We start from the raw sequence: 19119 nt of genomic DNA, 5'->3' as shown, positions 1-19119 counted from the left end.
CACCGGGGACCACCCGCGCTAGGAATCGCGCGAGATGTAAACGGTGGGGTCGATGATCCGGATCCGGGGATCGCCGGGCCCGTGACGCAGCCGTGCGACGAGATCCGACGTGCCGCCGGGCCCGTCGCCCGGCTTGCCGTCCCACACGATGACGGCGCGGGGCTCGGGATCGAGTCTCAGCGCCTCCTCGACCATCCACCCGTTCGTACGCGCGAACACCTCGTCACCCGGCGCCGTGCCCGCCGGCAGCGTTCTGACCTCCGCGCGCCGGCACAACTCCTCGAACCGGGCGCGCCAGGTGGTGCCGGGCAGCTCCACCGAACTCCGGGCGAACTCCTCGGACGGCAGGGCGAGGAACAGGCGCACCGAGGCTCCGCGGCCCAGCCCCAGCTCGGCGCCGATGATGTCCGCGCCGCGCGCGCCGCCGCAGAACACGGCCGTCTCCGGCCCGATGTCCCATTCTTCGAAGATCGCGTTCATCTCGTCCGTGACCTCGCCGGCCAGGTGCTGCGGAAAGCGCGGCGGCTGCCGGCCGGGCCGGTCGACCAGGTGGCCGCTCACGATGAGTACGCGCATATGCCTTCCTCCATCAGGGCGCCGCGTAATCCGAAGGGGCCGGTTGGCGGGCGAGCCAGGTGGTCGGATGCTGGCGGATCTGGTCGATGGAGGTCAGGGCGGCGCCGATGACGGCGGCGTCCGGGCCGAGCAGGGCGGGCCGGACGGTGATGGGCGCCCAGGCGGCCGTCAGAACGCGCCGGTCGATCTCGGCTCTGGCGTTCGCGGTGAGCCAGGACGCCAGGAGGGAGAAGCTGCCGCCCAGCAGGACGGTGTCGATGTCGAGGATGTTGAGCATGTCGGCCAGCGCGATGCCCAGCGCGGTGCCGGCGGTGTCGAGCGCGGCGATGGTGGCGGGATGGCCCGCTTCGGCCCGGCCGGTGACGGCGGCGTCGGGGGTGGTGCCGGCGGGCGCGGGCTCGTCGCCGAGGATGGTCTGCAAACTGGCGTACGCTTCCAGGCAGCCGCGCGAGCCGCACGGGCAGGCGTCGCCGTCGGGATAGACGCTCACGTGCCCGAGCTCGCCGCTCCAGCCGCGGGCGCCGCGCATGAGATGCCCGTCCAGGACCATTCCCGCGCCGATGCCGAGCCCGCCGGAGACGTAGACGAAGCTGTCGAGCGTGTTGTCGCTGGCGTAGAGCTCGCCGAGGGCGGCCAGGTTGGCCTCGTTGTCGACGGTGATCGGGATGTCGAGGGGCTGGATGGCGCCGCGCAGCAGGGCCTGGGCGTCGACGTTGCGCCAGCCGAGCTCGGGTGCGGACTGCACGATGCCGGCCTGCACCGGGCCCGGGACGGCGAGGGTCGCGGTGACGACGGTGAGGTCCTCGGCCACGATGCCGTCGATCGCGACCCGGGCCATGCGGGCCAGGTGCGCGACCACGTCAGAAGCGTCCTGCCCCGTGTACGCCGCGGGGTCGAAGGCCATGTGGCGCACGGTGCCGGTGAGGTCGACGACGCAGGCCGCCAGGCCGTCCGCACGGATGTCGAGGCCGAGCCCGGCGGGTCCTTTCTCGGACAAGGTCAGGCCGACGCGGGGACGGCCCGCGCGCCCGTTGTGGGAGAGCCCGGTCTCGGTGATGAGCTGGCCGGCCAGGAGCTCTTCGGCGATGCGGGTGATGGTGGGTCGGGTCAGGCCGGTGGCCGTGGCGAGTTCGGTGCGGGAGATGGGGCGCGCGGCGGAGACGATGTGGCGGAAGACCAGCTCCAGGTTGAGGGTGCGCAGGTTCTCCTGCCGTACGGGCTGCTCCGGCTGCCGGGGGCTGCTCGGCCGGACATGCGCCGTCATGCGGCCGACCGGGCTCTGTCGGCTAGCTCGGCGGCCGTGGCGGAGGAGACGACGCCGTCGATCACCACGGCGGCGACGTGCCTGCCGACGGTCTCGCCGGGCGCCAGCAGCAGCGGCTCGTCCCAGGCGAGCGATGAGCACACGCCGAGGTAGTCGCGGGCGCGGACGAACCATCTGTCCCGCGCGGTGGTCTCGTCCGCGGGGGTGAAGAGCACCGTCCAGGGGCGGTCGTCGCGATCGGCGCCGCTGACGGCCACCCAGGCGGCGGTGTGTCCGTGGACGTGCTGGACGTCGGCGCCGACCGGGCTGAGCACCCGGGCGGTCCCGGCGAAGGCGGGGCCGCGCCAGAAGATGCCGCCGAAGCCGGCGCCGACCCGGCCCAGCGCCGCCGGGGTGCGCCACGGCAGCGGCCGGTCGGTGGCGTTGGTGAGCCGGGTGCGGATGCTCAGCGCCCACGCGGTCTCGTTCACCGGCCTGCAGGTGATCGAGCGTTGCTCCCGCAACAGCGTCGTCTCACGCGGGCCGGTCCATTCGAGGGTGTGCTCCAGCTCGGTGTTCGTGCGGCGCAGCCACCGTTGATGGCGCTGCGTGCCGTGGTTGTCCAGCCAGGCCGGGCCGTGGCCGGCGACGAAGGTGCGCCCGCCCCAGAAGTTGCGCCCGTCGACGTCGGGGGCGGCCACGCTGATGCCGAACTGGTGGGGATGCGAATCGGGAGCCGCGTCGGTCACGGTGACGCCGGCCAGCGTGCGCACGGGATGCAGGTAGGGGCGCGGGGACGCGGACAGCGGCAGGCCGGGCTCCCACACGTACTGGGCGACGTCGTGCCCGTGCAGCCGCAGCACGGCGACGCCTCGCCGCCGGTCGGCGTGCGCGGGATGTACGCCGGGGGCGTGCATGGTCGAATCGCCGCCTCTCTTGGCCTCGACGAGGCCGAGGGTGTCGCTCCAGGATCGCTGTGCTCCTGAGCGTACGACACTTCCCGGCTTCCCCCGCTTCGAGATCGGCAGATGCCCGGGCCCGGGCGAGGGGCCTCTACCAGCGCATTGCCGCTCTGGTCCTAGGATTTCTCACATGGCAACCTGCGAACATCTTTCCCAGGCGAACGACCCGGCGGCGAAGACGCCTGAGGGCTGCGAGGAGTGCCTGGCGGTCGGCGGCCGCTGGGTGCACCTGCGGCGCTGCCTGGAGTGCGGCCACATCGGCTGCTGCGACTCCTCGCCGGGCAAGCACGCCACCAAGCACTTCCACGACACCAGCCACCCCGTGATCCAGTCGTTCGAACGCGGCGAGGAATGGCGGTGGTGCTTCGTCGACAGCCAGATGGGCTAGCGCTCCAGAATCGCCTCTTCGAAGTCGAGCTGGGCCATCACCTCGCGCAACACCTCGTCGTCGAGGCGGCGCTCGTCGCGCAGGCGCACGAAGACCTGCCGCTCGGCCTGGAGCATGTCGCGGCGCAGACGGCGATAGAGAGCGCTGGGGGTCTCCGCACCGCCCGGCCCCTGGCCGCCGCCCAGGCGCTCCCAGGCGGTCAGCGAGCGGCGCCACGACTTCTCCCTGAGCTGGTCGATGACCTGCTTCTGGATCTCGTCGGGCTCGCCCTGCTCGCGCACCAGCCGGTCCAGCTCCGCCAGGCCCGCCTCCAGCGCGGCCTGCTGGGCCGCCGCCTCGGCCAGGCGGTCCTCGTACTGCTCCTGCTCGCTCGACACGCCCAGCCGCCTGATCAGCGCGGGGAACGTGGTGCCCTGGATGAGCAGGGTGCCGATCACGGTCGTGAACGTCAGGAAGAGCAGCATCGCCCGGTCCCGCTCGGGGACCGCCGGGTCGATGGCGAAGGCGGCCGCCAGCGACACCACGCCCCGCATGCCGGCCCAGCCGAGGATCACCATCTGCTGCACGCTCGGCTGCTCACGGCCCCTGCGCACCAACTTGGTCAGGTAGGACACCGCGAACACCCACACGAACCTGCTGGCGATCGTCACCGCCAGCACGGTGGCCGCGTACCCCGCGACGGCCCACGGGCTGTAGCCGGAGATGCCCTGGACCACGGTCGAGAGCTGCAGCCCGATCAGGGCGAACACGATCGTCTCGAGGAAGAAGTCGGTGACCTTCCACACCGCGTCCGACACCAGCCGCGTCCCGAACCCCTGCAGGTGCATGCGGTTGCCCAGGTAGAGGCCCACGATCACCACGGCGATCACGCCGGAGGCGTGCACCGACTCCGCCGCGAGGTAGGCGGCGAACGGGATCAGCAGCATCAGCGTGTTCTCGACCAGCGAGTCGCGCGTGTGCCGGAACAGCCAGGCCAGCGCGAACGCCAGCGCCAGCCCGATCACCACGCCGCCCGTCGCGGCGTAGAGGAACTGGCCGAGGCTGTGCCACAGGTCCACGGTCCCGCCGACGGCGGCCCCGATGGCCACCCGGTACGCCGTCAGCGCCGTGGCATCGTTGAACAGGCTCTCCCCCACCAGGATCGTCAGCGTCCTGCGGGGCAGGCCCAGCCGGCGGCCGACCGCGACGGCGGCCACGGCGTCGGGCGGCGCGATGATGGCGCCCAGCGCGAACGCCAGCGCCAGCGGCAGTGCGGGCAGCAGCAGGTGGACGACCAGCCCGACGACGGCCGTGGTGAACAGCACGAGCCCGACCGACAGCAGCGCCACGGCCCGTTTGACCTCACGCAGGCTCAGGTAGGAGCTGTCGAGCGCGGCGGAGTAGAGCAGCGGGGGCAGGAACACGTACAGCACCAGCTCCGGCTGCAGCGGCACCGACGGCACCAGCGGCGACACCAGCAGTCCGGCGGCCACCAGCAGCAACGGGGCCGGCCAACCCCTGCGGCGCGCCACGGCCGCGACGCCGATGGCGCCACCGGCCACCAGCAGCAGTTGCAGGCCCACGGTCGGATTCACCGGCGCTCCTTCCTGCCTCGGCCCGATACCTCGCCAGAGCGTACCTGCCGGGCTTCAGGAGCGTGTCACCACTCCCTGCGGTCGCTCCGCTCGTGGTAGTCCGGCTGCTGCTCCGGACGCAGGCGCTCGCCCGTGGAGAACATGGGGTCACCGACGTAGGGGCGGGACAACGGCTCCGGCTGCGGGTGCTCCGGCCGGCCCATGGCCAGCAGCGGATCCACGGGGTTCGGCTGGCTCTGCTGGTAGGAGGCGTAGTCGTCGCGGACCGGCTGGGGCGCGGAGCGGCGCCGGCCCGCGCCCGGGATGCCGTGCATGGGCGTGCCCAGGCCCGCCGCGCCCTGGCTCTGCTGGGGCTGCTGGTAGGTGTCCGGCCGCCTGGCGTAGGGGTCGGAGGGGTACGGGTCGCTCGGGAACGGGTCGGCGCGGTGCTGGGCCGGCTGGTGAGATGGGGCCGCCTGGGAGGGGAAGCCGAGCGGGTCGGTGCTCAGCGGCGACGGGCCGCGCTGGTCTCCGGGCATCTGGTAGACGGGCGCGGTGTCGGAGTACTGGGGGCCGGTGAAGGGCTCGGGCTGGGCGTGGCTGGAGTACTGGGGCGACTCGGCGGTGTATTGGGGACCGCTGAAGGGGTCGCCCGTGTATCGCTGCTGGGGAGCGGTCGTGTCCACGTATTGGGGCCCGGTGAAGGGCACACGCTCACCGTAGGCCGGGGCCTCTCTGGTGGTCTCGCCGTAGGCCGGAGCCACTTCTCTCGGGGGCTCGCCGTAGGACGGATTCGCCTCTCTCGGGGGCTCGCCGTAGGCCGGGGCCACCTCCCTGGGGGGCTCACCGTAGGACGGATTCGCCTCCCTGGAAGGCTCGCCATAGGCCGGGGACATGCTGTCCCGGGGCACCGTGGTCTCACCGTACGAGGCCACCAGCTTGTCCTGGTGGGCAGCGGGGGCGCCCCTGGCCACCAGGACGTCATTGGGCGACAGGGCGGCCGTGGGCCGGTCGTCGGGCTGGTGCTGCTGCTGCGGAGGCTGCGGCGGTTGCTGTGCGTGCTGGGGCGGCCGGTGGTACTGGCCGGTGCCCGGGATGACCTCGGTGCCCGGGTCGTGCGCGGGCACGGCGGGCTGCTCGCCCGTGGCCTCGGCGAAGCCCTCGTCGAGCGTGTCGAGCAGGCGGCCGACGTCCTCCATCGGCATGCGGAAGCTCGCTGTGCACATCTCCCCGCGCCAGAGGCTGAGGACCAGCGTGCCCTCATGCCACGTGACACGGAGACACCGTTCCTGACCTCGCGCATCGAAGAACACTTCGCCGAACGACGGCAACGGGACAACTTCCGACATGGCAGACATACTGCTTTAACCAGCCTTTATCCGTCCACTCAACCCCGGAAAACCCTCTGGAAACCGGCCTTCCCATCTACACCGGGAACCTCTCTGGTCACACCGCGTGAAGATCTCTCGCCCGGTTGGATTCCCGGTCGCCCAGTGTGCCATGGGAGCCGCCGCGAGCGTCCGGGGAACGCCGGGATGCGTCTGGCCGATCACACCGCGTTCGGCACGGCGGCCCCGGAATGCGGGTAGCGTTTACTGCCGTGCCGGACTCCCATCTCCCGTCAGTGGACGAACTGCTCAAGGTCGCGGTAAACGCTCTCGGAGGGAGCGAACGGCAGGGCCAGCTCACCATGGTCCACGCCGTGCAGCAGGCCATCGACGACGAGGAGCACCTGGCGGTCCAGGCCGGCACGGGCACGGGAAAGTCGCTGGCTTATCTCGTCCCGTCGATCCGCCACGCGATGGACAGCGACTCGCCCGTCGTGGTCTCCACGGCCACGATCGCGCTCCAGCGCCAGCTCGTCGACCGCGACCTGCCCCGGCTGGCCGAGGCGCTGGGCAAGGAGCTGCCGCACGAGCCGACGTTCGCGATCCTGAAGGGCCGGCGCAACTACCTGTGCCGCTACAAGGCGACGGCGGGCTGGCCCGAGGAGGACGAGCAGGACCAGCTCTTCGACCCGCGCGAGGTGAGCGCGACCGGCCGCATGGTGCAGCGCATCCAGGAGTGGGCCGAGGAGACCGAGACCGGCGACCGCGACGAGCTGGTGCCGGGGGTGAGCGAGCAGGCCTGGCGGCAGTTCTCGGTGAGCGCGCAGGAGTGCCTCGGGGCCAGTCGTTGCCCGAGCGGGGCCGAGTGCTTCGCCGAGCTGGCCCGCGCCCGGGCGGGCGAGGTGGACGTCGTGGTGACCAACCACGCGCTGCTGGCCATCGACGCCATGGGCGACCTGCCGGTGCTGCCTGAGCACGAGGTCGTGGTCGTGGACGAGGCCCACGAACTGGTCGACCGGGTGACGTCGGTGGTGACCGGCGAGCTGTCGGAGCTGACCGTGTCGCTCACGGTGCGCCGGGTGGGCAGGCTGATCGAGCAGGCGATCGCCGACCAGCTCCAGGAGGCGGGCGAGGACCTCAAGGCACTGCTGACCGCCGCGCCGCCCGGGCGCATCGACGAGCTGCCGCAGGTGCTCGGGCTGACGTTGGCGCTGGTGCGCGACACCGCCTGGCGCTGCATCACGGCCCTGGGGCCGCGCGGCGCCGACAAGGACGATCCCGACAAGGCGGGGCAGCGCAAGGCCGCGTTCTCGGCGCTGGACGAGGTGCACGACACGGCCGTGCGCATGCTGGAGGCGTACGGCCACGACTCGGAGACCGACCGGGCCGAGGTGGTCTGGCTCGACGCCGGCACCGACCGGCGCCCGCCCATGCTGCGGGTCGCACCCCTGACGGTGAGCGGGATGCTGCGCGACAAGCTGTTCGGGGAGCGCACGGTGGTCCTCACCTCCGCCACGCTGGCGCTGGGCGGCACGTTCGACGGCCTCGCCGCGCAGTGGGGGCTGGGCGGCGAGGGCAAGGACTGGCAGGGCATCGACGTCGGCTCACCGTTCGACCATCCGCGCGCGGGCATCCTGTACGTCGCCAAGCACCTGCCCCAGCCCGGGCGTGACGGGCTGCCGCAGCAGTACCTGGACGAGATCGTCGAGCTGATCGAGGCGGCCGGGGGGCGCACGCTGGGGCTGTTCTCGTCGATGCGGGCGGCCAAGGCGGCCACCGAGGCGCTGCGCGACCGGCTGGACGTGCCGCTGCTGTGCCAGGGTGACGACTCGACGATGCTGCTGGTCAAGCAGTTCGCCGAGGACGAGCCGACGTGCCTGTTCGGCACGCTGTCACTCTGGCAGGGCGTGGACGTGCCCGGGCCCTCGCTGCGACTGGTCATCATCGACCGGGTGCCGTTCCCGCGCCCCGACGACCCGCTGACCTCGGCCAGACAGCGCCACGTGGCGGCCAAGGGCGGCAACGGCTTCATGGCGGTCGCGGCCAACCACGCCGCGCTGCTCCTGGCCCAGGGGGCGGGCCGGCTGCTGCGGGCACAGGACGACAAGGGCGTGATCGCGGTCCTGGACCCGCGCCTCGCCACGGCCCGCTACAGCGGCTTCCTCCTGGGCTCCCTGCCCCCGTTCTGGCGCACCACGGACCCGGCGATCCCCAGGGCGGCCTTGAAGCGCCTGGCGGCGGAGTCGTCCGGCTGACGCCACCCTCCGCACGCGCCCGGCGGCGCGACGCGTACGTCGAGCAGGAGGCGCGTCAGCCGAAGTGCGGCCGGAAAGGCGAGGTCAGGACCAGGGAGTGAGTTCGGGGCGCTTGGGAGAGAGCCCGTCGCCGGAGGAGACGCCGCGCAGCCGGCGGGACATCCACGGCACCAGGTGCTCGCGGATCCATTGGGTGTCCTCGCGCCGCCGGGCCCGCGGATCGGCGCTCTGCGACGGCCAGTCCTTGCGCCAGTCCTCGAACGGCACCTCCAGCACGTCAAGCACCCGCGCCGCCACCAGCCGGTGCCCGTCCTCGTTCATGTGCAGCCGGTCCGCGCTCCACGCCCGCCAGTCGCGCAGCCCCTGCATCGACCACTGGTCCACCAGGCGGCACCCGTACAGGTCGGCGATGGAGCGCACGTGCAGGTAGAAGACGGCGAAGCGGCCGCGCAGCCGGCGCATCAGCGGCGTGTCGCGCGGGTCCACCCCCGTGAACAGCAGCACGTCGGCGCCCCCGGCCCGCAGGTCGCGGACGGCGCGGGCGAGCTTCTTGGCCATCTCGTCGGGGTCGCTGCCCGGCCGGAGCAGGTCGTTGCCCCCGGCGCAGAAGCTGACCAGGTCAGGTGCCATCTCGACGGCCAGGGGCACCTGCTCGGCGACGATCTGGTCGAGGAGCTTGCCGCGTACCGCCAGGTTGGCGTAGCGGAAGCCGGGTTCGTCGGCGGCGAGCCGTTCGGCGACCCGGTCCGCCCAGCCACGGTAGTGACCGTTCTGGCCGGGGTCGTTCAGTCCTTCCGTGAAGCTGTCGCCGACAGCGACGAAGGACTTGTAGTGCCTCATGAGGTGGTGTTCATCTCCACGATCGCGTGCAGCGCAAGGACGTACGACTGTAGTCCGAAGCCCGCGATCGTGCCCGACGCCACCCCGGCGACGACGGAGTTATGGCGAAACTCTTCCCTCGCGGCGGGGTTGCTGATGTGCACCTCGACGAGCGGGGCCGTGCGCTGCTTGATGGCGTCGCGCAGGGCGTAGGAGTAGTGGGTGAACGCGGCCGGGTTGAGCACCACCGGGATGCGGCCGTCGGCGGCCTCGTGGATCCAGCTGATCAGCTCGGCCTCGTCGTCGGTCTGGCGCACCTCGACGTGCTCGCCGAGCTTCCTGCCCGTGTCGCGGCAGAGAGCGGCCAGGTCGTCGAACGTCTCCGCCCCGTACACGTCGGGCTCGCGGGTGCCGAGCCGGCGCAGGTTGGGCCCGTTGAGCACCAGGATCATGCCGAGATCTCCTTGTAGGCGGCTTCGAGCAGCTCTTCCGCGGGGTCTTCGAGCCGGCCCGGCTTGGCCAGGCCGTCGAGCACGACGAACCGCTGCTTGGCGCCGCGGTTCTTCTTGTCCAGCCGCATGTGGTCGCGCAGGGACCGCCAGGCGTCGGCGCGGTAGGTGACGGGCAGCCCGACGCTCGTGAGGATGGACCGGGTGCGCTCCACGAGGTCGGCGCGGCCGGAGAGCCTGGACAGCTCGGCGGCGTAGACCATGCCGATGGCGACGGCCTCGCCGTGGCGGATGGCGTAGTGCTCCTCGCGTTCGATGGCGTGGGCGAGGGTGTGGCCGTAGTTGAGGATCTCGCGCAGGCCCGCCTCGCGCAGGTCGGCGCCCACGACGTCGGCCTTGACCCGGATCTTGCGCTCGATCAGCTCGCGGGTGTGCGGGCCGTCGGGCCTGGTGGCGGCCTCCGGGTCGGCCTCGACGAGCCTGAGGATCTCCGGGTCGGCGATGAAGCCGCCCTTGATGATCTCGGCCAGGCCGGCCACGTAGTCCCTTTTCGGCATGCTGGGCAGCGTGGCCAGCTCGCACAGCACTCCGGCGGGCGGCAGGAAGGTGCCCACCAGGTTTTTGCCCTCGGGTGTGTCGATGCCGTTCTTGCCACCGACCGCCGCGTCGACCATGGCCAGCAACGTCGTCGGCACGAGCACTACCTGCACGCCGCGCAGCCACGTGCCCGCCACGAACCCGGCCAGGTCGGTCGTCGCGCCGCCGCCCACGCCCACCACGGCGTCGGAGCGGGTCACGCCGTGCCGGCCGAGCGCCGACCAGAGCCCTGCGGCCACCTCGACGGTCTTGGCCTGCTCCCCGTCGGGCACGGGCAGCTCGATCACCTCGTAGCCGGCCTCGCGCAGCGCCGCGCCGACCGGGGCGGAGATCTCGGGCAGGGTCTGCGGATGGATGACGGCGACGGTGCGCACGCCGGGCTTGAGCAGCGTCGTCAGCTCGGCCAGCACACCGGTGCCGACCACCACGTCATACGGGCTGTCACCGCGCACGGCGATCCTGGTCGCGCTCATGAGGGCAGCCCCTTGATGATCTCGTCGGCGAGCTCCTCGGGCTCCCGCTTGTCGGTCACCACGATGACCACCGCCAGCCGCTCGTAGACCGGCCGCCGCTCCTCCATCAGCTTCTTCAGCTGGCTGCGCGGGTTGAGCACGAGCAGCGGCCTGGCGGCGGCGAGGCCGACCCGCTGGACCGCGTCCGACAGCCCCACCTGCAGGTAGACCACGTGGTGGCCGTCGAGCAGGGCCTGCGTCTCCTCGTTGAGCACGGCGCCGCCGCCGAGCGAGAGTATGCCGTCGTGCTCGGCCAGCGCCCGGCGCACGGCCTCGTGCTCCAGCTCGCGGAAGCGGGCCTCGCCGTCCTCGACGAAGATGTCGGAGACGGGCTTGCCCGCCACGGCCTCCACGTCGGCGTCGGTGTCGCGGAACCCGACGCCGAGCCGCTCGGCGAGCAGCTGCCCGACCGTGGTCTTACCGGACCCAGGAGGGCCGATCAGCACAGCGAGACTCATTTGATCACCATCGAAGACAGGTAGCCGGACAGGTTGCGGGCGACTTCCTCGACGGAGTCGCCGCCGAACTTCTCGAGCGCCGCGTCGACCAGCACCAGCGCGACCATCGCCTCGGCCACGACGCCGGCGGCCGGCACGGCGCACACGTCGGAGCGCTCGTGGTGGGCCTTGGCCGCCTCACCGGTCTTGACGTCGATGGTGGCCAGCGCCCTGGGCACGGTGGAGATCGGCTTCATGGCGGCGCTGACGCGCAGGATCTCGCCGTTCGTCATGCCGCCCTCGACGCCGCCCGCGCGGTTGGTGATGCGTCGCACGCCGTCTTCCGCGGTGTATTCGATCTCGTCGTGGGCTCGGGAACCGGGCCTGCGCGCGGTCTCGAAGCCGTCGCCGACCGCGACGCCCTTGATCGCCTGGATGCCCATGAGCGCACCGGCGAGCCGGGAGTCGAGCCTGCGGTCCCAGTGCGTGTAGCTGCCGAGGCCGGGCGGCAGGCCGTAGGCGAGGACCTCGACGACGCCGCCGAGCGTGTCGCCGTCCTTGTGGGCCTTGTCGATCACGGCGACCATCGCGGCGCTGCCCTCGGGGTCGGAGCACCGCACCGGGTCCTCGTCGATCCTGGCCAGGTCGCCCGGGCCGGGCAGGGTGTCGGACGGGTTTTTCGCGCCGCCGATCTCGGTGACGTGGCTGACGATGTCGACGCCCAGCGCCTGCTTGAGGAAGCGCCTGGCGACCTCGCCGAGCGCGACGCGGGCGGCCGTCTCGCGAGCGCTGGCCCGGTCGAGCACCTGCCTGGCGTCGTCGAACCCGTACTTCTGCATGCCTGCCAGGTCGGCGTGGCCGGGGCGCGGGCGGGACCTGGGCGCGTTGCGCGCGAGGCCCTCGAGCTCGGCCGGGTCGACCGGGTCGGCCGCCATGACCTTCTCCCACTTGGGCCATTCGGTGTTGCCGACGCGGATCGCGACAGGGCTGCCCATCGTGCGGCCGTGGCGGACCCCGCCCACGATCGTGACCTGGTCCTGCTCGAACTTCATCCGGGCGCCGCGGCCGTAACCGAGCCTGCGGCGGCGCAGGGCCTCGTCGATGGCGGCCGTGCTCACCTCCACCCCGGCCGGGAGGCCTTCGAGGATGGCGACGAGTTCGGGGCCGTGGGACTCTCCGGCGGTCAACCAGCGCAACATGCGTACAAGTCTTCCACGTGCTGCCTAGTGAGATGTCCCGCGTTCACCAGCCGAGACAGAGTGTGGTGAACGCGCCGAGCAGCATGAACGGCCCGAAAGGGAACTGGGTGTGCCTGTTTCCGCGCCCGGTCAGGAGGAGGGCCAGGCCGTAGAGGGCGCCGAGCAGGTGCCCGCAGAAGGCCGCGACGACCCACGCCTGCCAGCCCAGCGCCCCGGCGGCCATCCCGATGAGCCCGGCCAGCTTGACGTCCCCCAGCCCCATCGCCTCCGGTCTGACGAACCAGAGCACCCCGTACACCGCCGTGAGCGCCACCGCGCCGGCCAGCGCCCTGGGGAGCTCGCCCGTGGGCGTCAGTGCCAGGGCCATGATCGGGTACGCCGGGAGCGTGATCGCGTCGGGCAGCAGGCTGGTACGCCAGTCGACGACCGCCAGGGCGGAGCCCACCAAGGCGAACGGCACGAACGGCAGCCCGATCCGCCAGGCGACGAGCGCGGCCACGGCGGCGCTCACCACCTCCACGGCCGGAAACCACGCAGGCAGGCGGTCGTAGTGGACCGGGCCCTCGTCGTAGGCGTCGGCCAGCGCCCTGATGTGGCGTCCGCAGATCAGCCCGGCGAGCGCCATGAGTGCGACCACGAGCCGACCCTAATGCGCCCCTCCCGCGACCGGCGCCGTATTGCGGATGTCAGCGGCCCTTCCTGGAGAACCACCGGCGACGCCGGGCGGGCTCCACCCTGGCCACGGTCACGCCGCCGAGCCGGTCGACGGTCCCCGACTCGACCGCCGCGAGCGCCTCCAGCACCGCTCCCTCGATCACGAACTGCACCGGCCCCGCCACGTCCACCACGACCGCCGCCGCCTTCTCCTGCACGGCGGCCTGGCACACCTGCAGCGCCGTGGCCTGGATCGGCCGGGCGTCGGGACGCCACCTGGTCAGCGCGTCGGCACCGGTGAAGGCGAGCACCGCCTGCCTGCCGTCCGCCCCGACGAGCTTGGGCAGCGCCATCTCGCTCTCCTTCTCCTGCCGCAGCCCGTGCGCGCCGACCTCGCTCTCGGTCAGCAGCGCCACCACGGGCACCAGCAGCCTGGCCCCGCTGAGGGCGTTCAGCACGTCGGCGGCGTCCGCCGTGCCCGCCTGGTAGGAGGCGAGCGCGGCCGACACGGCGGGCGCGGCGCTGCCGTCGTCGCGGGGATCGAGAGGTCGCGGGATGCTCGGCACAGCCCTCGAGCCTACCGGGCGCTACCCCAAGTCCGAGATGGCCGCCACCGGGCCGCCACCCGATGGGCCCTGGTGCACGGCGGCGACGGAGACGAAGACCGCCGGGTCGCCCGTGACCGAGGCCGCCACCCCGCCGACCGCGGCCTTGATCTGCCGGTGCCAGTGCACATCGGAGTCGTCGAGCATGATGTTGCGCCGTCCCCGCACCCGCCCTGACGGGTCGGCCTCGCACTTCATGAACACGTTCACCAGCCGTCCCCCGAGATCCGAGGGGTGCGGGCGCTCCGGCAGCGGCAGGCCGGAGTCCCTGACGGCCGCCCAGATGCCGTCCGCGTCGAGGGCGTCCTTCATGACGCTGTGGCCGATGCGGTAGCGGCCGCCGATGCCGCGTACGTTGCCCACCAGCACGATCTGCGCCCGGTCCAGCTCCACCCCCGACGAGCACGAGGCCACGGACGAGTACAGCGACAGGTCCTTGTGGATCTGGTCGGCGCTCGGCATGTCGATCTCGCCGAGCGCGACGGCGATGCCGAGGGCGGTGGTGGAGTTGGACAGGTCCATGGAGGGGCCGGTCTCCTCGATGGCGGTGTCCTGGCCGCGGCTCTTGGCGTCGGTGATGGTGGCCAGGGTGAGCAGCGGCGTCTTGGTCTGCACGTAGTGGACGTCGCGCGGGTCGTCGATGCCCGCGATCTTCATGGCCGCGCGTACGCCTGCCGCGACCTTCTCCACCATGGCGGGCCTGCCGATGTCCTCGGGCAGGATCACCTCGCTCATCGCCACGCCCACCGACAGCCGCGGCTCGTCGGAGGGCGGCGCGTCGGCAGTGGTGGCGAAGATGGTGGCGTGCGGGCTGAGCACACCGTCGGTGCCGCCCGACCACACCAAGGGCACGCTGTCCGGCGACGGATGCCCGTGCTCCGCCAGCACCTCGCGGAAGGCCCGGTCGGCGAGGATGCGCGTGTAGTCGTTCACGCCGCCGTTGCCCTCGGTCTTGCCGATGACGGCGAGCACCCGTTCGGCCTCGATCACCCCGTCGGCGATGAGCCGTGACAGGCCCGAGGCGTCGGTGACGCTCTCGATCGGCACTTTGCGCACTTCAATCGGGTCCGGCATGTGACGCCCCTTCTCCGTTACCGGTTCTCCCCGCCTTGGCGACGCTAGCCGAGCCGGTCGGCGGGACACATGGTCAATGTCTGCCCACGAACGCCGCCGACGATGTCAAGGTACGCTCAGGGCCACCGCTGCTGAGCGGCTGAGCCGCCCGATCTCATCGGGTTGTAACCCGAGTGTCACGTTTGCGGGCCAAGGTAGATGCGTGTTTGACATGCACGTACACCAGCGCCTGAGCAGGCTGAGGCTGATGACCCCCTCCATCGGCCAGTGCGCGGTCGGCGCCGCGATCGCCTGGCTCGTGGCCAAGGATCTGCTCGGCCACAGCCGCCCGTTCTTCGCGCCCATCGCGGTCGTGGTCTGCATCGGCGTGGGGCTGGGCCAGCGGCTGCGGCGGGTGGTGGAGCTGGTCGCGGGGGTCAGCGTCGGCGTCGGCGTCGGTGACCTGCTGGTGTCGTGGATCGGCTCGGGCGCGTGGCAGATCGCGCTCGTGGTGGCGATGGCGATGGTCGCGGCGGTGCTGCTGGACAGCGGCTCGCTGATCGTCCTCCAGGCGGGCTCCTCGGCCGTGCTCGTCGCGACCCTCCTGCCGCCGAGCGGTGCCGGCGGGTTCGCCAGAATGGTCGACGCCCTGGTCGGCGGCCTCGTGGGGCTCGCGGCGGTGGCCCTGCTGCCCGCCAGCCCGTCCGCGCTCGCGAGGCGGCACGCGAAGGGGATGTTCGGCGCGCTGGCCGACGCGCTGCGGCAGATCGCCGAGGCCATCGAGAAGCGTGACGCGAGACTGGCCGCGGAGGCGCTGGACGCGGCGCGGGGCAGCCAGACGAAGGTGGAGGAGTTCCTGCAGGCGCTGGAGACGAGCAGGGAGATCGCCACCATCTCGCCGCTGCACCGCTACCGCCGACCCGGCCTGGAGGGGTACGAGAAGGCGGCCGTGCCGCTCGATCACGCGCTCAGGAACGCGCGGGTGCTGGCCAGACGGGCCATCGTGGCGCTCGACGGCTCCAGCCCGCTCCCGCCCTGGCTGCCCGACGCGCTGGGCGAGCTGGCGGACGCGACGCTCATGCTGCGAGACGAGCTGGCCGCCGAACGCTCGCCGGAAAAGGTCACCGAGGCGATCCTGGCGGTGGCCTCCCGGCAAGGGTCCGAGCGGTGGGGCTTCTCCGCGGACGTGATGATCGCCCAGCTCCGGTCGATCATCGTGGACCTGCTCCAGGCGACCGGCACCGACCGGAAGGAGGCGCTGGCGGCCCTGCCGCCGCTTGACCAAGAGGACCAGGCCGAGAGCGCCTCTCCTGACTAAGCGAGAAAAGGCACAACCTCCGATGAAAAGGACTTAGATGGGGCAAATGTGACCTCAACGTCACAAAGATCCGCCAAGGTGGAAGGGTGCGAACCAGGCTCAGCGATCATGTGAAGGAACGACTGGGCACGTTCGGCCTCATGGCGCCGTCCATCGCGCAGTGCGCGGTCGGTGCCGCACTGGCCTGGCTCATCGCCATCGAGCTGCTCGGCCACCCACATCCGTTCTTCGCCCCGATCTCCGTGCTGATCTGCGTGGGCGTCGGGCTCGGGCAGCGGCTGCGCAGGGTCGCCGAGCTGGTGATCGGCGTCAGCCTCGGGGTGGGCATCGGCGACCTGCTGGTGTCCTGGATCGGCTCGGGCCCGTGGCAGCTGGCGCTCGTGGTGGCGCTCGCGATGACCGTGGCGGTCCTGCTGAACAGCGGGGCGCTGTTCGTCGCGCAGGCCGGGTCGTCGGCCGTGCTGGTGGCCACCCTGGTGCCCAGCGACGGCGCCGGAGGGCTGGACCGGATGGCTGACGCGCTCACCGGGGGCATCATCGGGGTCATGGCGGTCGCCCTGCTGCCCGCCAGCCCGTTCACGATCGCGGCCAAGCACCTGTCCGGGGTGCTCGACGCGCTGTCCACGGTGCTGGAGCGGTCCGCGGAGGCGATCGAGAAGCGGAACGTGGACCTGGCGGCCGAGGCGTTGGAGGAGGCGCGCAGCACGCAGGACGCGGTCGAGGAGTACGCGCATGCCCTGGAGACCGCCAAGGAGATCACGCTGATCTCGCCACTGCACTGGCATCGCAAGGCCAGCCTGGCGCGTTACGAGACCGCGGCCGTGCCGGTGGACCTGGCGCTGCGGAACGCGCGGGTCCTGGCCAGGCGCACCCTGGCCGCGCTCGGCGAGGCCAGCCCGCCGCCCGCGGCCCTGGCGGAGGCGCTACGCGAGGTCTCGGAGGCGGCGCTGCTGCTGCAACTGGAGCTCGGGGCGGGCCGGGAACCGACGCTGGCACGCCAGGCGCTGCTGGCCGTCGCGGCCCGGGAACGGCCCGAGGGACTCGGATTCTCGGCGCACGTGATCATCGCGCAACTGCGTTCGGTGGTCGTCGACCTGCTGCAGGCGACCGGGATGGAGCACGAGGCCGCCACGGACACACTGACGCCGCTGGACGAGGCCAGCAACGAGAGCAGCCGGAGCTGAGGCGCGCGCCACTCAGGATGGTGTCGTGAAGGTACGCAGGACGTCCGCGATCTCGTCCACCTCGGTCAGCTTGCCGGCCGCGACGGCGATGACGAGGTCGTAGGCGGAGTCGTCGTCGGTGTCGAGCTCGATCCCGTTGAACCGCAGGAAAACGTCCGTCACCAGCCAGGAAAGCCGCTTGTTGCCGTCGATGAGCGGATGATTGACCGCTAGCGACTGCAGGAGAGCGGCGGCTTTCGTCATCAGGTCGGGATAGGCCTCCTGGCCGAACATGGCGGAGCTCGGCCGGTGAACGGCCGAGTCGAGCAGGCCGAGATCACGGACCGCGAGAATGTCGCCGAGCTCCGCCTCCGCGAGCTCGAGGACCTGCTCCAGAGTGAGGTAGCGGGTCACTCGCCGAGCCGATCGAGGACTGTTCGCCAGCGCTCCCTCGACTTGGCGCCGAGCCGGCGAACTTCTTCGTCGGCGGCGTGCCGCGCCAGGTATTCCTCGACGGCGGCCACCACGATCTGCTGCATGCTGCGCCCCTCGAACTCGGCGCGCTTACGGAGGGCCTCGGTCTGCTCGTCGGTCAAGCGAAGGGTCATAGCCATGCCCCCCATCGTAGGTCGGAGGCGGTATCACCGCGATACCACCACCATCAGTTTACCCTCCACTACTCTCCGTTGACACTGAATTCCGCGACGGGGCCGCCCGCGACCAGCCGCGCGCGCTCAGCCTGCCGACCGCGAGGACCGTGCGGGTGCCGGGGAATGGGCCATGGCCTCGATGTCGCCGTACTGTGCCGCGTGTTCGACGGAGGGGTCAGGTGGACAGGTGCTTGAGGCGGGTTACCGCCTCGTCGATGACCTCGTCCTTCTTGCAGAAGGCGAACCGGACGAAGTGGCGGCCGCGTTCGGCGTGGTCGTAGAAGACCTGGGTCGGGATGGCCACCACGCCGGCGAGATCCGGGAGGCGGCGCGTGAGCTCGAGGCCGTCCGAGAAGCCCAGGGGGCGGATGTCCGTCTGGACGAAGTACGTGCCAGAAGGCCGCAAGACAGAGAATCCGGCGGCCGAGAGGCCCTCCATGAGGCGGTCGCGCTTGTCCTGCAGCCCCGCGCGCAGGGCGGAGACCCACTCCAGCTCGTGCCGCAGCCCGTAGGCCACCGCCAGCTGCCACGGCGCGCTCGCCGTGAACGTGAGGAACTGCTTGACCGTCTGCACCGCCGAGACCAGGGCGGGAGGGGCGCACACCCAGCCGGTCTTCCAGCCGGTGACCGAGAACGTCTTGCCCGCGGAGGAGATCATCACCGTGCGCTCGCGCATGCCGGGCAGCGTGGCCAGCGGGATGTGCTCGACCCCGTCGAACGTCAGGTGCTCGTACACCTCGTCCGTCACCGCGACCAGGTCGTGCTCCTGGCAGAGCGTGGCGATGACCGCCAGCTCGGCGCGGGTGAACACGGTCCCCGTGGGGTTGTGCGGCGAGTTGACGAGGATGGCGCGGGTGCGGGGCGTGACGGCGGCGCGCAGTTCGTCCGGGTCGAACGTGAAGCGGCCCTCGACCGGGCGCATCGTCACGGCCACCAGCCGGGCCTGGGCGAGCGCGATCGACGCCGCGTAGGAGTCGTAGTACGGCTCGAAGGCGATCACCTCGTCCCCCGGCTCGCACAGGGCGAGCACGGCGGCCGCGATGGCCTCGGTGGCCCCCACCGTGATCAGGATCTCGCCCGCCGGGTCGTACGAGAGGCCGTAATGGGCGGCGCGGTGCTCCGAGACCGCCCGGCGCAGCTCCGGGAGCCCCGGCCCCGGCGGGTACTGGTTCGCGCCCGACGTGATCGCCTGCACCGCGCGGTCGAGCATCGCCGCGGGTCCGTCGGTGTCGGGGAAGCCCTGGCCGAGGTTGATCGATCCGGTCTCGACGGCGAGCGCGCTCATCTCCGCGAAGATCGTCGTGCCGAAGGCACGCATCCTGGCAACAAGTGGTTCGGTCACGACCCCACACTATTAG

Annotated in this window: 20 protein-coding genes; 4 read left to right on the top strand and 16 right to left on the bottom strand. The window is 71.8% G+C overall.

The genetic code is table 11. The features are described 5' to 3' along the window. Window positions 1-18: 18 nt before the first annotated feature. The 3 genes from ABN273_RS33855 to ABN273_RS33845 are packed head-to-tail and all read right to left on the bottom strand — an operon-like array spanning window position 19 to window position 2736. A complete protein-coding gene (locus ABN273_RS33855; protein ID WP_349453158.1) occupies window positions 19-576 on the bottom strand; it encodes a hypothetical protein in 558 nt (185 codons plus the stop codon). A gap of 13 nt (window positions 577-589) precedes the next feature. Then, the gene (locus ABN273_RS33850) at window positions 590-1840 is read right to left on the bottom strand and encodes an ROK family transcriptional regulator (RefSeq protein ID WP_349453157.1); all 1251 of its coding nucleotides are present in this window, start codon (window positions 1838-1840) and stop codon (window positions 590-592) included. Beyond that, window positions 1837-2736, bottom strand: a complete 900-nt coding sequence (locus tag ABN273_RS33845) for a DUF6807 domain-containing protein (protein ID WP_349453156.1) — start codon at window positions 2734-2736, stop codon at window positions 1837-1839. The genes ABN273_RS33850 and ABN273_RS33845 overlap by 4 nt, the downstream gene beginning before the upstream one ends. Before the next feature lie 175 nt (window positions 2737-2911). Between ABN273_RS33845 and ABN273_RS33840 the strand changes: the two genes are divergently transcribed. Further along, a complete protein-coding gene (locus ABN273_RS33840; protein WP_349453155.1) occupies window positions 2912-3169 on the top strand; it encodes a UBP-type zinc finger domain-containing protein in 258 nt (85 codons plus the stop codon). Here ABN273_RS33840 and ABN273_RS33835 read toward each other — a convergent pair. Beyond that, a complete protein-coding gene (locus ABN273_RS33835) occupies window positions 3166-4743 on the bottom strand; it encodes a Na+/H+ antiporter (RefSeq protein WP_349453154.1) in 1578 nt (525 codons plus the stop codon). The two genes, ABN273_RS33840 and ABN273_RS33835, sit on opposite strands and share 4 nt — an antisense overlap. A gap of 65 nt (window positions 4744-4808) precedes the next feature. Continuing rightward, window positions 4809-6071, bottom strand: a complete 1263-nt coding sequence (locus ABN273_RS33830; protein ID WP_349453153.1) for a hypothetical protein — start codon at window positions 6069-6071, stop codon at window positions 4809-4811. A 230-nt stretch (window positions 6072-6301) separates the two neighbouring features. Here ABN273_RS33830 and ABN273_RS33825 point away from each other — a divergent pair, with 230 nt between their 5' ends. Further along, window positions 6302-8305, top strand: a complete 2004-nt coding sequence (locus tag ABN273_RS33825) for an ATP-dependent DNA helicase (protein WP_349453152.1) — start codon at window positions 6302-6304, stop codon at window positions 8303-8305. A gap of 84 nt (window positions 8306-8389) precedes the next feature. Here ABN273_RS33825 and ABN273_RS33820 read toward each other — a convergent pair whose 3' ends face one another. From ABN273_RS33820 to bar, 8 genes are read right to left on the bottom strand one after another with little or no spacing between them, the layout of a single operon-like run. Next, the gene (locus ABN273_RS33820) at window positions 8390-9145 is read right to left on the bottom strand and encodes an SGNH/GDSL hydrolase family protein (RefSeq protein WP_349453151.1); all 756 of its coding nucleotides are present in this window, start codon (window positions 9143-9145) and stop codon (window positions 8390-8392) included. Next, window positions 9142-9576 carry a type II 3-dehydroquinate dehydratase gene (aroQ, locus tag ABN273_RS33815; RefSeq protein WP_349453150.1) on the bottom strand — a complete coding sequence of 145 codons (435 nt, stop codon included), beginning with the start codon at window positions 9574-9576 and terminating at the stop codon, window positions 9142-9144. The genes ABN273_RS33820 and aroQ overlap by 4 nt, the downstream gene beginning before the upstream one ends. Next, window positions 9573-10643 (bottom strand): 3-dehydroquinate synthase, encoded by a 1071-nt coding sequence (aroB, locus tag ABN273_RS33810; protein WP_349453149.1) that lies wholly within the window; start codon window positions 10641-10643, stop codon window positions 9573-9575. Before aroB ends, aroQ begins: the two co-directional genes overlap by 4 nt. Then, on the bottom strand, window positions 10640-11140 hold the full coding sequence (locus tag ABN273_RS33805) for a shikimate kinase (protein ID WP_349453148.1): 501 nt from the start codon (window positions 11138-11140) through the stop codon (window positions 10640-10642). Before ABN273_RS33805 ends, aroB begins: the two co-directional genes overlap by 4 nt. Next, window positions 11137-12318: a chorismate synthase gene (gene aroC / locus ABN273_RS33800; RefSeq protein WP_349453147.1), complete on the bottom strand. Its 1182-nt coding sequence runs from the start codon at window positions 12316-12318 to the stop codon at window positions 11137-11139. The genes ABN273_RS33805 and aroC overlap by 4 nt, the downstream gene beginning before the upstream one ends. 43 nt (window positions 12319-12361) lie before the next feature. Next, complete coding sequence (locus ABN273_RS33795; RefSeq protein ID WP_349453146.1) at window positions 12362-12955, bottom strand: prepilin peptidase; 594 nt, start codon at window positions 12953-12955, stop codon at window positions 12362-12364. A 49-nt stretch (window positions 12956-13004) separates the two neighbouring features. Next, a complete protein-coding gene (locus ABN273_RS33790) occupies window positions 13005-13538 on the bottom strand; it encodes an SseB family protein (RefSeq protein ID WP_349453145.1) in 534 nt (177 codons plus the stop codon). 21 nt (window positions 13539-13559) lie between these two features. Continuing rightward, complete coding sequence (gene bar / locus ABN273_RS33785; protein WP_349453144.1) at window positions 13560-14651, bottom strand: barbiturase; 1092 nt, start codon at window positions 14649-14651, stop codon at window positions 13560-13562. Between the two features lie 247 nt (window positions 14652-14898). Here bar and ABN273_RS33780 point away from each other — a divergent pair, with 247 nt between their 5' ends. Together ABN273_RS33780 and ABN273_RS33775 are read left to right on the top strand one after the other, a co-directional pair. Next, window positions 14899-15948, top strand: a complete 1050-nt coding sequence (locus ABN273_RS33780) for an FUSC family protein (protein WP_349453143.1) — start codon at window positions 14899-14901, stop codon at window positions 15946-15948. 86 nt (window positions 15949-16034) lie between these two features. After that, window positions 16035-17132, top strand: coding sequence for an FUSC family protein (locus tag ABN273_RS33775; RefSeq protein ID WP_349453142.1), 1098 nt, complete (start codon window positions 16035-16037; stop codon window positions 17130-17132). Between the two features lie 12 nt (window positions 17133-17144). On the opposite strand, the gene ABN273_RS33770 is transcribed toward ABN273_RS33775, so the two are convergent. The 3 genes from ABN273_RS33770 to ABN273_RS33760 all read right to left on the bottom strand — a co-directional run bounded on the left by ABN273_RS33770 (window position 17145) and on the right by ABN273_RS33760 (window position 19103). Next, window positions 17145-17525 (bottom strand): type II toxin-antitoxin system death-on-curing family toxin, encoded by a 381-nt coding sequence (locus ABN273_RS33770; RefSeq protein WP_349453141.1) that lies wholly within the window; start codon window positions 17523-17525, stop codon window positions 17145-17147. Further along, on the bottom strand, window positions 17522-17725 hold the full coding sequence (locus ABN273_RS33765) for a CopG family transcriptional regulator (RefSeq protein WP_349453140.1): 204 nt from the start codon (window positions 17723-17725) through the stop codon (window positions 17522-17524). The genes ABN273_RS33770 and ABN273_RS33765 overlap by 4 nt, the downstream gene beginning before the upstream one ends. Before the next feature lie 211 nt (window positions 17726-17936). Beyond that, window positions 17937-19103, bottom strand: coding sequence for a pyridoxal phosphate-dependent aminotransferase (locus ABN273_RS33760; RefSeq protein WP_349453139.1), 1167 nt, complete (start codon window positions 19101-19103; stop codon window positions 17937-17939). Window positions 19104-19119: the final 16 nt, after the last annotated feature.

Source organism: Nonomuraea sp. B19D2, assembly GCF_040137845.1.
Classification (GTDB): domain Bacteria; phylum Actinomycetota; class Actinomycetes; order Streptosporangiales; family Streptosporangiaceae; genus Nonomuraea.
This window is presented reverse-complemented; position numbering and strand designations above follow the sequence as displayed.

Coding starts and splice junctions, on each gene's coding strand:
- ABN273_RS33855 (WP_349453158.1), bottom strand. CDS start 576: ATGCGCGTACTCATCGTGAGCGGCCACCTGGTCGACCGGCCCGGCCGG.
- ABN273_RS33850 (WP_349453157.1), bottom strand. CDS start 1,840: ATGACGGCGCATGTCCGGCCGAGCAGCCCCCGGCAGCCGGAGCAGCCC.
- ABN273_RS33845 (WP_349453156.1), bottom strand. CDS start 2,736: ATGCACGCCCCCGGCGTACATCCCGCGCACGCCGACCGGCGGCGAGGC.
- ABN273_RS33840 (WP_349453155.1), top strand. CDS start 2,912: ATGGCAACCTGCGAACATCTTTCCCAGGCGAACGACCCGGCGGCGAAG.
- ABN273_RS33830 (WP_349453153.1), bottom strand. CDS start 6,071: ATGTCGGAAGTTGTCCCGTTGCCGTCGTTCGGCGAAGTGTTCTTCGAT.
- ABN273_RS33825 (WP_349453152.1), top strand. CDS start 6,302: ATGCGGGTAGCGTTTACTGCCGTGCCGGACTCCCATCTCCCGTCAGTG.
- ABN273_RS33820 (WP_349453151.1), bottom strand. CDS start 9,145: ATGAGGCACTACAAGTCCTTCGTCGCTGTCGGCGACAGCTTCACGGAA.
- aroQ (WP_349453150.1), bottom strand. CDS start 9,576: ATGATCCTGGTGCTCAACGGGCCCAACCTGCGCCGGCTCGGCACCCGC.
- aroB (WP_349453149.1), bottom strand. CDS start 10,643: ATGAGCGCGACCAGGATCGCCGTGCGCGGTGACAGCCCGTATGACGTG.
- ABN273_RS33805 (WP_349453148.1), bottom strand. CDS start 11,140: ATGAGTCTCGCTGTGCTGATCGGCCCTCCTGGGTCCGGTAAGACCACG.
- aroC (WP_349453147.1), bottom strand. CDS start 12,318: ATGTTGCGCTGGTTGACCGCCGGAGAGTCCCACGGCCCCGAACTCGTC.
- bar (WP_349453144.1), bottom strand. CDS start 14,651: ATGCCGGACCCGATTGAAGTGCGCAAAGTGCCGATCGAGAGCGTCACC.
- ABN273_RS33780 (WP_349453143.1), top strand. CDS start 14,899: ATGACCCCCTCCATCGGCCAGTGCGCGGTCGGCGCCGCGATCGCCTGG.
- ABN273_RS33765 (WP_349453140.1), bottom strand. CDS start 17,725: ATGGCTATGACCCTTCGCTTGACCGACGAGCAGACCGAGGCCCTCCGT.